Annotated in this window: 13 protein-coding genes; 4 read left to right on the forward strand and 9 right to left on the reverse strand. The window is 59.6% G+C overall.

The window, feature by feature from the left end:
- Positions 1-73: 73 nt before the first annotated feature.
- Positions 74-2,398, reverse strand: a complete 2,325-nt coding sequence (locus tag ACA049_RS04200) for a TonB-dependent receptor (RefSeq protein WP_497333368.1) — start codon at positions 2,396-2,398, stop codon at positions 74-76.
- Between the two features lie 206 nt (positions 2,399-2,604).
- Between ACA049_RS04200 and ACA049_RS04205 the strand changes: the two genes are divergently transcribed.
- Both ACA049_RS04205 and ACA049_RS04210 read left to right on the forward strand, forming a co-directional pair.
- Entirely contained in the window at positions 2,605-3,285 is a 681-nt protein-coding gene (locus ACA049_RS04205; RefSeq protein ID WP_497333370.1) for a Fe2+-dependent dioxygenase, read from the forward strand.
- Positions 3,282-4,049 (forward strand): tetratricopeptide repeat protein, encoded by a 768-nt coding sequence (locus ACA049_RS04210; RefSeq protein WP_497333372.1) that lies wholly within the window; start codon positions 3,282-3,284, stop codon positions 4,047-4,049. Before ACA049_RS04205 ends, ACA049_RS04210 begins: the two co-directional genes overlap by 4 nt.
- A 214-nt stretch (positions 4,050-4,263) precedes the next feature.
- Here ACA049_RS04210 and ACA049_RS04215 read toward each other — a convergent pair whose 3' ends face one another.
- From ACA049_RS04215 to ACA049_RS04235, 5 genes are all read right to left on the reverse strand, one after another.
- Positions 4,264-5,427 (reverse strand): type III PLP-dependent enzyme, encoded by a 1,164-nt coding sequence (locus ACA049_RS04215; RefSeq protein WP_497333374.1) that lies wholly within the window; start codon positions 5,425-5,427, stop codon positions 4,264-4,266.
- A 477-nt stretch (positions 5,428-5,904) separates the two neighbouring features.
- Positions 5,905-7,062 (reverse strand): osmoprotectant ABC transporter ATP-binding protein OsmV, encoded by a 1,158-nt coding sequence (locus tag ACA049_RS04220; protein ID WP_010463440.1) that lies wholly within the window; start codon positions 7,060-7,062, stop codon positions 5,905-5,907.
- Positions 7,059-7,712, reverse strand: a complete 654-nt coding sequence (locus tag ACA049_RS04225; RefSeq protein WP_010463438.1) for an ABC transporter permease — start codon at positions 7,710-7,712, stop codon at positions 7,059-7,061. The genes ACA049_RS04220 and ACA049_RS04225 overlap by 4 nt, the downstream gene beginning before the upstream one ends.
- Positions 7,713-7,724: 12 nt before the next feature.
- Positions 7,725-8,618, reverse strand: coding sequence for a glycine betaine ABC transporter substrate-binding protein (locus ACA049_RS04230; protein ID WP_497333376.1), 894 nt, complete (start codon positions 8,616-8,618; stop codon positions 7,725-7,727).
- Positions 8,619-8,638: 20 nt separating this feature from the next.
- The gene (locus ACA049_RS04235) at positions 8,639-9,355 is read right to left on the reverse strand and encodes an ABC transporter permease (protein ID WP_008148956.1); all 717 of its coding nucleotides are present in this window, start codon (positions 9,353-9,355) and stop codon (positions 8,639-8,641) included.
- A gap of 365 nt (positions 9,356-9,720) precedes the next feature.
- Here ACA049_RS04235 and ACA049_RS04240 point away from each other — a divergent pair, with 365 nt between their 5' ends.
- Positions 9,721-11,304, forward strand: a complete 1,584-nt coding sequence (locus ACA049_RS04240) for a peptide chain release factor 3 (protein WP_007942808.1) — start codon at positions 9,721-9,723, stop codon at positions 11,302-11,304.
- A gap of 314 nt (positions 11,305-11,618) precedes the next feature.
- Entirely contained in the window at positions 11,619-11,867 is a 249-nt protein-coding gene (locus tag ACA049_RS04245; protein ID WP_497333378.1) for a hypothetical protein, read from the forward strand.
- Positions 11,868-12,044: 177 nt separating this feature from the next.
- On the opposite strand, the gene ACA049_RS04250 is transcribed toward ACA049_RS04245, so the two are convergent.
- The 3 genes from ACA049_RS04250 to ACA049_RS04260 are packed head-to-tail and all read right to left on the reverse strand — an operon-like array spanning position 12,045 to position 14,927.
- Entirely contained in the window at positions 12,045-13,025 is a 981-nt protein-coding gene (locus ACA049_RS04250) for a peptide ABC transporter ATP-binding protein (RefSeq protein WP_219096535.1), read from the reverse strand.
- The gene (locus ACA049_RS04255; RefSeq protein WP_497333380.1) at positions 13,025-13,993 is read right to left on the reverse strand and encodes an ABC transporter ATP-binding protein; all 969 of its coding nucleotides are present in this window, start codon (positions 13,991-13,993) and stop codon (positions 13,025-13,027) included. Before ACA049_RS04255 ends, ACA049_RS04250 begins: the two co-directional genes overlap by 1 nt.
- A gap of 10 nt (positions 13,994-14,003) precedes the next feature.
- Complete coding sequence (locus ACA049_RS04260; protein ID WP_497336770.1) at positions 14,004-14,927, reverse strand: ABC transporter permease subunit; 924 nt, start codon at positions 14,925-14,927, stop codon at positions 14,004-14,006.
- Positions 14,928-14,932: the final 5 nt, after the last annotated feature.

The following is a 14,932-nucleotide window of genomic DNA, read 5'->3' on the forward strand; positions in this document are numbered from 1 at the left end:
CATGTGGATGAACGGGGCCTGACTCTGATTTCAGCCTTCACCCACCCCTCTGTGGGAGCGGTGTGGCTGGCAATCAGAAGTGGAAGTTGGTGCTCAGCAATGCCGTACGGCCCGCCGCCTGGTTGGCGAAGTGGGTCGAGAAGGCTTTGTCGTAGTAGGTTTCGTCGGTCAGGTTCTGCACGTTCAGTTGCAGGTCCACGTTCTTGCTCAACTTGTACGCGGCCATTGCGTCGTAGCGAACGTAAGAATCGACCATGGTGGTGTTGGCCACGCTGCCGAATACGTCGTCGACATAGAACGCACCGCCACCGATGGTCAGCTTCGGCGTGACCTGATAGGTCGTCCACAGGCTGGCACTGTTTTTCGGCGTGTTCGGCAGTTCGTTGCCGTTGTTGGCTTTGTTGGCCGGCAGATCACCGCCATCGACTTGCTCGCTGTCCATGTAGGCGTAACCGGCGAAGACCTGCCATTTCTCGGTGATCTTGCCGCTGGCCGACAACTCGATACCTTGAACGCGGGTTTTGCCGGCGTTTTCATAGGACGTGGTGTCGACCTGAACGCGGGCGTTGTCTTTCTCGGTGCGGAAGATATCGGCGGTCAGGGACAGACGATCGTTCAGCAAGTCCCACTTGGTGCCGATTTCGTAGTTCTTGGTGGTTTCCGGCTCCATGTCGCTGCTCAACAGATTGCCGCTGCGATCTGGAGTGCCGCCCAACGGGTTGCCTTCCTGGCCTTCGCCCAAGGTGTTGCCTGGCGGAGTGGCGGAGGTGGCGAACGACGCATAGATGCTGCCGTTTTCCGCCGGTTTGTAGACCACGCCGAACTGGCCGGTCACGAACTCGCTGACGTCATCGCCCTTGGACGTGGTCACGCTGGACGCGTTGTAGGTTTTGTACTTGGTGTCGAAATGGTCGTAACGCAGGCCCATGTTCACCAGCCATTGCTCGGACAACTCCAGGGTGTCAAACACGTACAGCGCGTAGGTGTTGGCCTGGGTGTCGGTGCCGGCGTAGTTACGCGAGATCGCGCCATTCCACGGATCGTTCGGGTTCGGGTTGGCCAGCGAGGTGCAGTTGTAACCGCTTGGCGCGCCGATCAATGCCGGGGAGCAGTTGGTGGTCGAAGCCGCCGTTCTCGGAGTGGTGTCGACGTTGACGTTGTACGAGGATTTCTGGCTCTCCTCGCGGCTCAACTCGATGCCGGTGGCGAAGCTGTTCTTGAAGCCGGCGATGTAGACGTCACCAAACAGATCGGTCTGGTTAGTGGTGGTCTCAGTGTTGCTGACGCGGGTGTTGGCCCGGCGCCAGACGCTGCCGTTATTGACGTTGCCCTTGCTGTCGTCCGGCTGGGTCAGGATGTAATCCTGCATGCTGCTGCCGTGGCGCAAGGTGTTCTTGACGGTCAGCGCGTCGGTCAGGTCGTGCTCGATGGCGAAGGTGGCCGTGTCGGTGCGGCCCTTGCGGAAGTCGCGATCGTTCAAACCGTAGAAGTTGCTGCTGTCGCCGCCGTCGTTCGGTTTGTCCGGATTGGCTTTGGTGCGAGCCGCTGCGAGACCGGTCGGGATGGAGTAAGGAATGCCCGAATCCGGGGTGTCGTTGCTTTCGAGATGGTAGTAGTCGAGGTTGACCCGGGTGTCGGTGCCCAGGCCGAACGCCAGCGACGGCGCGATGCCCCAGCGATCGTAATCGACGCTGTCACGGCCGGCGACGTTGCTTTCGTGGCTCATCAGGTTCAGACGGCCAGCGGCGGTGTCGGTGAACTGGTAGTTGCCGTCCAGGGTGTAACGCTGGGTCTGGTCCGAACCCCAGGTGAAACCACCGTCAAACGAGTCGCCCAAGTGCGCCTTTTTGCTCACCAGGTTAATGCTGCCGCCCGCAGCGCCACGGCCGCCAATGGCCGAGTTCGGGCCTTTGCTGACTTCGATCGACTCGACGGCGAAGATCTCGCGGCTCTGCGAACCGGTGTCGCGCACGCCGTCCAGGTACGTATCGCCCTGAGCATCAAAACCCCGAATGAACGGACGATCGCCTTGTGGGTTGCCACCTTCACCGGCACCGAAGGTGATGCCCGGAACGGTGCGCAGCGCGTCCTGCATGTTGAGGGCGCCGGTGTCCTTGAGCACTTGCTGCGGGATCACGGTGACCGAACGCGGCGTGTCCACCAGCGGCGCGGTGTACTTGGGAGAGGAGGCTTTTTCGACGTTGTAGGAAGTCTCGTCCTGAGCCTCGCCGGTGATGGCAGTAGCACCCAGGGAAATCGCATTGCCCGGCGCTTTTACGTCGGTCTTTTCAGCCGCGAAAACCATGTGGCCGGCAGAGCCTGCAGTGATCGCCACGCCAATTGCAGACGCGAGCAAGCGCGGTGAACTGACCGGTAATTGTGAGTGTTGGCGTGACATGTGAATTCCCCTCCCCAAGGATTTGAGGCCGCGGAATATAGGGTAGACGCGTATTTGTATCAATTGCGAAACGTTACTATTCGCGAGGAATTTACATTCTTTACAATTTAACCTTACGGTTTTTGCTGATTCGTTCGTCGTGGGGGTTTTACACAGTCAATAAGAATCAATACCATTGCCGCCTCTTTACCCTCAGGTGTCCTCCCATGCTGCTGCACATTCCCGGCGTGTTCGCGAAAGAAGAAGTGCAGCGCATCCGCGAGGCTCTGGAACAAGCCGATTGGGCCGATGGCAAAATCACCGCCGGCTACCAGTCGGCCAAAGCCAAGCACAATCTGCAGCTGCCCGAAGGTCATCCGCTGGCCAAGGAAGTCGGCGCGGCGATGCTGGAGCGGCTGTGGAAAAATCCGCTGTTCATGTCTGCGGCGCTGCCGCACAAAGTCTTTCCTCCGTTGCTGAACTGTTACACGGCGGGCGGCAGTTTCGACTTCCACATCGACAACGCCGTGCGCCAGCCCAAGGGCGGTATCGAGCGGGTTCGCACCGATCTGTCAGCGACGTTGTTTTTCAGCGAACCGGACGACTACGACGGCGGCGAACTGGAAATCCAGGACACCTTCGGTACTCAGCGTGTGAAGCTACCGGCCGGTGACATGGTCCTGTACCCCGGCACCAGTCTGCACAAGGTCAACGCCGTCACCCGCGGCACCCGTTACGCCTCGTTCTTCTGGACACAAAGTCTGGTGCGTGAAGACAGCCAGCGTGCGCTGCTGTTCGAGATGGACGGGGCGATCCAGCAACTGTCCCAGGACATGCCGGATCACCCGTCGCTGATCCGCCTCACGGGCACTTATCACAACCTGTTGCGCCGCTGGGTCGAGGTATGAGTTTTCAATTACGCCGCGAGGAAGTCCTCGACGGTGATGCGCTCAAGGCCATGCTCGACGAAAGCCCGGCCCGCGCGGCCCAGGCGATTCTGCTCGCCGCTCGTGAAAACATTCTCGATGCCCAGGCCTTGCTCGGGCAGATTCTGCTGGACGGGCAGGGCATCGCGCAGGATCAACCGCTGGCGCTGCGCTGGTTCGAGATCGCCGCCCAGCGCGGACATCTGATGGCGCGCAACATGCTCGGTCGTTGTCATGAACATGGCTGGGGGTGTGTGGCGGACGCTTCGGTTGCCGCGCAGCATTATCGAATCGCGGCAGAATCCGGGCTGGATTGGGCGATGTACAACTATGCCAATCTGCTGGCGACCGGGCGGGGTGTACTGGAGGATCAGGCGCAAGCGCTGAATCTTTATCGCCGCGCCGCGGAACTGGGCCATGCAAAGTCGATGAATCTGTTCGGCCGTTATCTGGAAGAAGGACGGGTTTGTCCGGCCGATTCGCAAGCTGCGCGCGACTGGTATCGACGTTCGGCGGCGGGCGGGGATTTTCGCGGGCAGTTCAGTTATGCCGCTGTGCTGGCTGATGAGGGAAGTATCGAAGTGGCGCTGGATTGGTTACGCAAGGCATTGGTCGGCGGGAATCTGAATTTCCTGCGGGTGGCGAGTAAGGCATTGGCGAGCGCAACGGATCCGAACATTCGAGCGTTGGCGGCGGATTATGCCCACCGCTGCGCCGAACTGGAACACGACCTCAAACCCCTGTAGGAGCTGTGTAGGAGCTGTGTAGGAGCTGTGTAGGAGCTGTCGAGTGAAACGAGGCTGCGATCTTTTGACTTTGTTTTTTAAGAAGCAAGATCAAAAGATCGCAGCCTCGTTTCACTCGACAGCTCCTACAGGTGAGGGGAGTGTTTCGGGGCGGATTTCAGGTACAAAAAAGCCCATGACGTGTCATGGGCTTTTTGTTTTCAGCGGGTAGCGCTTACACGTAGAAGGATTTCAGCGGCGGAAAGCCATTGAACTCTACCGCGCTGTAACTGGTGGTGTAGGCACCGGTCGACAACCAGTACAAACGATCACCAATCGCCAGGTTCAGCGGCAAACCGTACTTGTAGTTTTCATACATGATGTCGGCGCTGTCGCAGGTCGGGCCGGCGATGACCACTTCTTCCATCTCGCCTTTCTTCTCGGTCCAGATCGGGAACTTGATCGCTTCGTCCATGGTTTCGATCAGGCCGGAGAATTTGCCCACATCCGTGTATACCCATCGCTCTACAGCGGTACGGGATTTACGCGCAACCAGCACCACTTCGCTGACCAGGATGCCGGCGTTGGCGATCAACGAACGGCCCGGTTCCAGGATGATTTCCGGCAGTTCGTCACCGAAGTCTTCCTTGAGGAAACGGATGATTTCTTCAGCGTAGGTTTCCAGGCTGTTGGTGCGGGTGATGTAGTTGGCCGGGAAGCCACCGCCCATGTTGATCAGCTTGAGGTGGATGCCGTCTTCTTCTTTCAGGCGTTCGAAGATCACTTTGACCTTGGCGATCGCCGCGTCCCAGACGCTGATGTCGCGCTGTTGCGAGCCAACGTGGAACGAGATGCCGTAAGGCACCAGGCCCAGGTCACGGGCGAGGATCAGCAGGTCCATGGCCATGTCGGTCTGGCAGCCGAATTTGCGCGACAAAGGCCAATCGGCAGTGGTCGAGCCTTCGGTGAGGATGCGCACGTAGACTTTCGAACCCGGTGCAGCCTTGGCGATGTTGCGCAGGTCGGCTTCGGAGTCGGTGGAGAACAGGCGCACGCCCTTGTCGTAGAAGTAGCGGATGTCCTTGGATTTCTTGATGGTGTTGCCGTAGCTGATGCGGTCCGGGCTGACGCCGCGGTCCATCACTTTGTCCAGCTCATAGATCGACGCGATGTCGAAGCTCGAGCCTTTCTCTTTGAGCAGGTCGATGATTTCAACGGCCGGGTTGGCCTTGACTGCGTAATAGACTTTGGCGAATTCGAAACCGGCGCGCAGGTCGTCATAGGCCTGGCTGATCATCGCGGTGTCGATCACCACGAACGGGGTTTCTTGGGTGTCGGCGAAGGTCTTCAATCTCTGGAAGGTTTCGCGCGCGTAATAGTCTTCGACGTTGATCGACATGCTGGGATCTCCTACTGGCAAACTAGATTAATCAATGGGTGCAAATGAACGTCCTCCGTATCCCCACTTTGGTTCGCCTACTTCCCAAGGCATGTCGCCGAAAGCAAAAAGGCCACGGGAGGCGGTGCTTCCCTTGGCCTTGCTGTCTCGTCGTCAGTACTTGAGCCGGATGGATCGTTTCCAGCATGGACGTTCGGCGCGAACTTTAGGGCGTGAGGGGCTCGAGATCAACAAAAAATGTCGCGTTTTTGCACGCTTCCGTCGTGCGGTCCCCGACGGGTACTGGTGTAACCGACCTGCATGACAGTGTGATGTTCCCTCAAATGATCGTTCCCACGCAGAGCGTGGGAACGATCGGCAAGGGATTAGCGGTGGCCCATTCGCGGGCAAGCCTCGCTCCTACAGGGTTGCGGCGTGCCGTGATGTTGCGTACGACACTGCACCTGTAGGAGCGAGGCTTGCCCGCGAAAACGTCGGTCAGGCCAACGCAGTCTCGGCTGGCGAAACAATGCTGGTCTTGCCCCCACGAGACTTACCGGAGCTCAGGTACTCGGCAATCGATTCCTGTGTCACTTCCCCCAGGAACACCCGCTCGGCATCCATCACTGGCAGCCACGAACGGTTGAACTCGTACATCCGCGACAACAGGATGCGCAAATGCTCGTCAAACGCCGCCGTGGCGTTGAATTCACGCAGGTATTGCGCGCAAGTCCCGGTCTGACGATGCAAGTCACGACGTCGTACATAACCCAGCGCCTTGTTCTCACCGTCCGTGACCACCACATAACGACGGTCCAGTTCGTCCATCAACTCCAAGGCTTCCGCCACCGGGGTTTCCGGGCTGACCGACGGCGCGTTGTCCGCTGCGTCTTCGGCTTTCACCAGCAACAGACGCTTGAGGGTGCTGTCCTGGCCGACGAAGTTGCTGACGAAGTCATCCGCCGGGTGCGCGAGCAAGGTGTCCGGGTGATCGATCTGCAGCAGCTTGCCGGCGCGGAAGATCGCAATCTTGTCGCCCAGCTTGATGGCTTCGTCGATGTCGTGGCTGACCATGATCACGGTCTTGTTCAGCGCGCGTTGCATCTCGAAGAACTCGTTCTGGATCATCTCGCGGTTGATCGGGTCGACCGCGCCGAACGGCTCATCCATCAGCAACAGCGGTGCATCCGCCGCCAGCGCACGAATCACGCCGATCCGCTGCTGCTGCCCACCGGACAATTCACGCGGGTAGCGATTCAGGTACTGCTTGGGTTCGAGCTTGATCATGCTCATCAACTCGCGGGCGCGGTCGTGGCATTTCTGTTTGTCCCAGCCCAGCAGACGCGGAACGATGGTGATGTTTTCCTCGATGGTCATGTTCGGGAACAGGCCGATCTGCTGGATCACATAACCGATGTTGCGGCGCAAGGTCACGGCGTCGAGGTCGGTGGTGTCTTCGCCGTTGATCAGGATCTTGCCGGAGGTCGGCTTGATCAGGCGGTTGATCATTTTCAGCGTGGTGCTTTTGCCGCAGCCCGATGGCCCGAGGAACACACAGATTTCGCCTTCATTGACGGTCAGGCTGACGGAGTCCACGGCTTTCACATCTTTGCCGTTGCTTTGGAAGGTCTTGCTGAGGTTTTGAAGTTCGATCATTTGAGCAGTCCTTTTGGAGTCAGCGTGCGTTGCAGCCATTGCAGAAGCAGGTCGGCGAAGATGGCCAGGAGACTGACCAGCACGGCGCCGACGATCAGCATCGACATATCGCTGCGGCTGATTGAAGCGAGAATAAGTACACCGAGGCCACCGGCGCCGATGGTCGCGGCGATGGTCATGACACCGATGTTCATGACCACGGCGGTGCGCACACCGGCGAGGATCACCGGCACGGCGATCGGCAGTTCGACCATGCGCAGGCGCTGGCCGAAGGTCATGCCGATGCCGCGGGCGGCTTCGCGAATGCCGGGTTCGACGCCGGTCAGGGCGAGGTAGGTGTTACGCATGATTGGCAGCAGCGAGTACAGAAACACGGCGGTGATCGCCGGCATCGGCCCCAGGCCCTGGCCAAATTTCGAGTAGAACGGCAGCAGCAGGCCGAACAGCGCAATCGACGGCACGGTCAGCAGCACCGTCGCGCTGGCTTGCAACGGGCCGGCGAGCGTCGGGAAGCGGGTCATCAGCACGCCCAACGGCACGCCAACGAGGATCGCCAATGTCACGGCGATGCCGACCAGGGTGATGTGCTGCCAGGTCAGGTGCAGCACCAGCGGCCAGTCGAGATGGGAAAAGGCGTTCAGAAATTCCATGTCTTTTCCTCCTTAGTTCAATGGGTGCTGGCGCAGGAAATCGGCGGCAACGGATGAAGGGCTTTCGTGATCGACATCGACCCGCGCGTTGAGCTGGCGCATGGTGGCGTCGTCGAACAGTTCGGCCAGCGGCTTTATTTCTTCCGCCAGTTTTGGATGGGCGTCGAGGTAGTCCTGACGCACCACAGGCGCGGCGGTGTAGTCCGGGAAGTAGTGCTTGTCGTCTTCCAGCAGTTTGAGCTTGAAGGCATTCAAACGACCGTCGGTGGTATAGACCAGGCCGGCAAACACCTGGCCATTGCGCAGGGCGGTGTAGACCAGCCCGGCATCCATCTGCCGGATGTTTTTGCGGGTCAGGTTCATGCCGTAGAGGTCGACCATGCCGTCCAGACCGTCGGAACGGTTGGCGAACTCGGTGTCCAGGGCGACGAGGTGATTGGTCTTCGCCTCAGCCTGCATCACCGTGTTCAGCTCGCTGATGGTGTTGATCTGCGGATAAGCCTTCGCGGTGCTTTCCGGCAGCGCCAGGGCGTAGGTGTTGCTGAACTTCGACGGGGTCAGCCAGATCAGGCCTTTTTTCGCGTCGAGTTCTTTCACCTTGGCGTAGGACTGGGCGCTGTCGAGTTTCTCGGTGATGTGGTTGTAAGCCACCAGCGATACGCCGGTGTATTCCCACATCAAATCCAGCTGGCCACTTTCGTGGGCGCTGCGGGCCAGGTTGCTGCCCAGACCGCCGGTCACCTGGGTGTCGTAACCCTTGGTGCGCAGGTATTGGGAAGTGATTTCCGCGAGCAGGGTTTGTTCAGTGAACACCCGGGCGCCGATGCGGATCACCGGTTTTTCAGCGGCTTGGGCGATTCCCGAGAACAGCAGGACGCAGCCTATTAGAAAGCTTAATTTCTTCATGTTTATTCCTTTGCCGAGGCTTAAGACGGGCGCAAGCCGCGTTCGAGCCAGAGGCGGCTGGCGAGTGTCACCAGACCGTCGAGCAGCAAGGCCAGCAGGGCGGTGCAGGCCGCGCCGAGCAGCAGTTGCGGCTGATTGTTCAGGGCGATGCCAGGGAAAATCAGGCTGCCCAGGCTGTTGGCGCCGATCAGGAACGCCAGCGGTGCCGTCCCGACGTTGATCGCCAGCGCCACGCGCACACCGCCGATGATGATCGGCACGGCGTTCGGCAGTTCGACCCGCCACAGCACCTGGGTCGGTGTCATGCCGATGCCGACGGCTGCTTCCTTGAGTGAACCCTGAACGTTTTTCAGGCCTTCATAGGTGTTGCGCACGATCGGCAACAGCGAGGCGAGGAACAGGGCGAAGATCGCGGGGCCGCTGCCGATGCCGAGGATCCCCAGGGCGATGGCCAGTACGGCAAGAGGCGGCACGGTGTTGCCGATGTTGAAGATCTGCATGAAGCGCTCAGCGCGGCCCACCATGGTCGGGCGGCTGAGGAAAATACCGGCGGGGATGCCCACAACGAGGGCGGCCAGCATGGAAGCGAGGACGAGAATCAGGTGAGCTTGCAGGTAAAACAACAAATCGTCGCGGTAATGTTCGATCGTGTTGATGCCAATCCAGTGGACCAGCAGGGCCAGGAGTGCGACGACAACCGCACCTCCTATCAGCCCCTTGCCATAGCGAATAGCCACAGGCGGACTCCTTTTTTCTTTGTCGGCGAACGCAGTCCCGAGTGGCAACGCCATTCCTGGTTGCCGGGATTATCAACGTTCGCGAGAAGCAGCTCTTCATGCTGATGCAACCGCATGAGATCGAGCCATAAGCGCAGCCTCGTCAGGCTAACTTGCAGGTTTTGCAAACCCTGCTACGAGAGCTGTAACAGGGGAGTGGACGCCTCCACCTTTTAAAAGGTTCCATATTTAGCAGCAATTAGCCACCCTTGATCTCCCGTTGAGCCCGTCAATCGCCATGGGCGACAGGGCGAACGGTGGTCCGTAAGACTCGGTTTGCGCTATACTCGCCGCCCTTTTTTGAATCACCTGCCAGGCGATTTCCCATGACCAAACAGGCCGCCGAAGTCGCGAAACGCCGCACTTTCGCCATTATTTCCCACCCCGATGCCGGTAAAACCACCATCACCGAGAAGCTCTTGCTGATGGGCAAGGCGATTGCGATTGCGGGCACGGTGAAGTCACGCAAGTCCGACCGCCATGCCACCTCCGACTGGATGGAAATGGAAAAGCAGCGTGGTATCTCGATTACCACGTCGGTCATGCAGTTCCCGTATCGCGATCACATGATCAACCTGCTCGACACCCCGGGCCACGAAGACTTCTCCGAAGACACCTACCGCACCCTGACCGCGGTTGACTCGGCCTTGATGGTCCTCGACGGCGGTAAGGGTGTAGAACCACGGACCATCGCGCTGATGGACGTCTGCCGTCTGCGAGATACGCCGATCGTCAGCTTCATCAACAAACTCGACCGTGACATCCGCGACCCGATCGAACTGCTCGACGAAATCGAAGCGGTCCTGAAGATCAAGGCAGCGCCGATCACCTGGCCGATCGGTTGCTACCGCGACTTCAAGGGCGTATATCACCTCGCCGACGACTACATCATCGTGTACACCGCCGGCCACGGCCACGAGCGCACCGATGTGAAAATCATCGAGAAACTCGATTCCGATGAAGCTCGCGCGCATTTGGGCGACGAGTACGACCGTTTCGTCGATCAGCTGGAACTGGTCCAGGGCGCCTGCCACGAATTCAATCAACAGGAATTCCTCGACGGCCAACTGACCCCGGTGTTCTTCGGTACCGCACTGGGCAACTTCGGTGTCGATCACGTGCTCGACGCCGTGGTCAACTGGGCGCCGAAACCGCTGGCCCGTGTTGCCAACGAGCGCACCGTTGAACCGGTCGAAGAAAAATTCGCCGGTTTCGTGTTCAAGATCCAGGCGAACATGGACCCGAAACACCGTGACCGTATCGCCTTCATGCGTATCTGCTCCGGCAAATACGAAAAAGGCATGAAGATGCGCCACGTGCGCACCGGCAAAGACGTGCGGATCGGCGATGCGCTGACGTTCTTCTCCTCCGAGCGTGAGCAACTGGAAGAAGCGTTTGCCGGCGACATCATCGGCCTGCACAACCACGGCACCATCCAGATTGGCGACACCTTCACCGAAGGCGAAGTCCTGGGCTTCACCGGCATCCCGCACTTCGCCCCGGAGCTGTTCCGTCGTGTACGCCTGCGTGATCCGCTGAAATCCAAGCAATTGCGTCAAGGCTTGCAGCAACTGGCGGAAGAGGGCGCCACCCAGGTGTTCTTCCCCGAGCGCAGCAACGACATCATCCTCGGCGCCGTCGGTGTGCTGCAGTTCGATGTGGTCGCCAGCCGCTTGAAAGAGGAATACAAGGTCGAGTGTTCTTACGAGCCGATCACCGTGTACTCCGCGCGCTGGATCGATTGCGACGATAAGAAGAAGCTCGAGGAATTCCGGGTCAAGGCCGTGGAAAACCTTGCAGTCGACGGCGGCGGTCACCTGACCTACCTGGCCCCGACACGGGTCAACCTGGCGTTGATGGAAGAGCGTTGGCCGGATGTTAAATTCCGTGCGACGCGTGAGCATCACTAAGCGTTAGATGTTCGGTCACTGCAAAGGCGAAGCTCTCGGGCTTCGCCTTTTTTATGGAAGATCAAAAGATCGCAGCCTCGTTTCACTCGACAGCTCCTACAGGAACCGCATTTCAAGGTAGGAGCTGTCGAGTGAAACGAGGCTGCGATCTTTTGATCTTTTCGGCATAACCCTTATGCAAAACCAATCTTCCTGCCAATGGCATTTCTGCCCATTCGTTAGCGTCCTATCTGGAGATCCCGGCTGATCGGAACTAGATTTCACTCAGCGCCAGCCAGGCACTTGTGTTCACCTGCGAAAGGATGGAATCGGCTATGAACAGATTTCTACGGGTTTTACTGCTGTTGAAGGTGGTGGTGATGTTGTCCCTCGGCAGTTCGGCGGTCTGGGCCGAGTGCGAGGATCACGATACGCAAGCGTCGAGCGGGCAGGGTGGGCAGGGCGAGTTGATGATTGCCAAATCCGAATCCGAGCCCGGTGACCAGGATCAGGGTGGAAGCAAAGGCGATGACGATTCGACCACTGAAGAGCCAGACACTGATGATGCCGACACCCAGACGTAAACCGCAGGCAAAAGAAAACCCCTTCTCCCCCGACTGATGCGCAGCCAGGGCAGAAGAGGTTATTGAACGTGTCGCAAATCCCTGTGGGAGCGAGCTTGCTCGCGAAGGCGATATTCCAGTCAACATCTATGTCGACTGAGAAAGCGCTATCGCTAGCAGGCTAGCTCCCACATTTTGTTACGCCGCGCCGTCGAGGAACTGCTCGGCGTAGTGGCAAGCCACCTGGCGGCTGTCGAGCAGGCGCAGGGCCGGCTCTTCAGTGCTGCAGCGCTCGGTCGCGTACGGGCAACGCTTGTGGAAAGCGCAGCCGGACGGCGGGTTCAGCGGGTTGGGCAGTTCGCCGACGATCTTGATTTTCGGCTTGTTCGGGTCCGGGTGAATGGTCGGGGTGGCCGACAGCAGCGCCTGGGTGTACGGGTGCAGAGGACGCTCGTAGATGTCGTTCTTCGGGCCCATTTCCACCGGGCGGCCGAGGTACATCACCATCACGTCATCAGCCACATGCTGGACGACCGCCAGGTTGTGGGAGATGAACACGTAAGCGGTGTTGAACTCTTGCTGCAAATCCATGAACAGGTTCAATACCTGCGCCTGAATCGACACGTCCAGCGCCGAGGTCGGTTCGTCCGCGACCAGCACTTTCGGTTGCAGCATCATCGCCCGGGCCAGGGCGATCCGCTGGCGCTGACCGCCGGAGAACATGTGCGGATAACGCTGGTAGTGCTCAGGACGCAAGCCCACCTGCTTCATCATTGCCTGGACTTTCTCGCGACGTTCGGCCGCGCTCAGGCTGGTGTTGATCAGCAATGGCTCGGCCAGTTGATCACCGACTTTCTGCCGTGGGTTCAACGACGCGTACGGGCTCTGGAACACCATCTGCACGTCTTTGCGCAATTGCTTGCGCTGAGCCTTGTCGGCACCGGCGACTTCCTGGCCGGCGATTTTCAAGGAACCGGAGGACGGTTCTTCGATCAGCGTCAGGGCACGGGCCAGGGTGGATTTGCCACAGCCCGATTCGCCGACGACGGCGAGGGTCTTGCCGGCTTCCAGTTCGAACGACACACCGTTCAGGGCGCGCACGGTCGCATGGCCCTTGAACAGGCCTCGGGACACTTCGTAGTGACGGGTCAGGTCGCGGGCGGTAAGTACGACGGCCATTACGCCACCTCCTGATTCAGCGGGTAGAAGCAGCGGGCGAGGCTGTTGCTTTTCGGGTCAAGGGACGGACGTTGTGCGCGGCAGCTTTCTTGCACATACGGGCAACGCGGCGACAGCAGGCAACCCTGCGGACGGTCATAACGACCGGGAACGATACCCGGCAGGGTGGCCAGACGCGTGGCGCCCAGGCTGTGTTCCGGAATCGCCTTGAGCAGCGCTTCGCTGTACGGGTGCGCCGGGATGTCGAACAGTTGTGGCACCTGACCGACTTCAACCGCCTGGCCGGCATACATCACGCACACGCGCTGAGCGGTTTCGGCCACGACCGCGAGGTCGTGAGTGATCAGCACCAGGCCCATGTTCTGCTCTTTCTGCAACGCCAGCAGCAGGTCCATGATCTGCGCCTGAATCGTCACGTCCAGTGCGGTGGTCGGTTCGTCGGCGATCAGCAGTTTCGGTTCGCCGGCAATCGCCATGGCGATCGCAACACGCTGGCTCATACCACCGGACAGTTGATGCGGGTAAGCATCCATACGGCTGGCGGCGCCCGGGATTTCAACTTTTTCCAGCAGTTCGATGGCGCGTGCGCGGGCTTGCTTGCCGGACATCTTCAGGTGCAGGCGCAGCACTTCTTCGATCTGGAAGCCGACGGTGTAGCTCGGGTTCAGTGCGGTCATCGGGTCCTGGAAGACCATGGCCAGGTCTTTGCCGACGATTTGCCGACGCTGACGGTTGCTCAGCTTGAGCATGTTCTTGCCATCGAAATTCAGGGCGTCGGCGGTGACGATCCCCGGATGCTCGATCAGGCCCATCAGCGCCATCATGGTCACGGACTTGCCGGAACCCGATTCGCCGACGATGGCCAGGACTTCGCCCTTGTCCACGGAAATGTCGAGGCCGTCGACCACCGGAACGGCGTTTTTGTCGCCGAAGCGAACGTTGAGATTCTTGATTTCTAACAGTGACATTTGAATCTCCTCAGGCGGCGTTCTTGAGTTTCGGGTCCAGCGCATCGCGCAGGCCGTCGCCCATCAAGTTGATTGCCAGCACGCTGAGCAAAATGGTCAAACCAGGTAGACTTACCACCCACCAGGCGCGTTCGATGTAGTCGCGAGCCGAAGCCAGCATGGTGCCCCACTCAGGGGTTGGCGGTTGTACGCCAAGGCCGAGGAAGCCCAGTGCCGCGGCATCGAGAATCGCCGAGGAGAAGCTCAGGGTGGCCTGAACGATCAGCGGCGCCATGCAGTTAGGCAGCACGGTGACGAACATCAGGCGTGGCAGACCGGCACCGGCCAGGCGCGCGGCGGTCACGTAGTCGCGGTTCAATTCGCCCATCACCGCGGCGCGGGTCAGACGAACATAGGACGGCAACGAAACCACGGCGATGGCAATAATGGTGTTGATCAGGCCAGGGCCGAGGATGGCGACAATCGCCACGGCCAGCAGCAGGGAAGGCAGGGCCAGCATGATGTCCATCAGACGCATGATGGTCGGGCCAAGCATGCGCGGGAAGAACCCGGCGAACAGACCCAGCAGGATGCCCGGGATCAGCGACATCACCACCGACGACAAGCCGATCAGCAGGGACAGGCGCGAACCGTTGATCAGGCGCGACAGCAAGTCGCGACCCAGTTCATCGGTGCCGAGCAGGAACTGGAGTTGCCCACCTTCCAGCCAGGCTGGCGGGGTCAGCAGGAACTCACGGTATTGCTCGCTCGGGTCATGCGGTGCAACCCACGGCGCGAAGATTGCGCAAAAAATCACCAGCAGCATGAACATCAGGCCGGCAACGGCGCCTTTGTTCTTGGAAAACGCTTGCCAGAATTCTTTGTACGGAGACGGGTACAGCAGGCTTTGATCGACTGTTACCGCTTGATTTTGAGTTGAAGCTGGAGTGGTCATGGTCA

The sequence above is a fragment of the Pseudomonas sp. LBUM1662 genome, assembly GCF_059695915.1.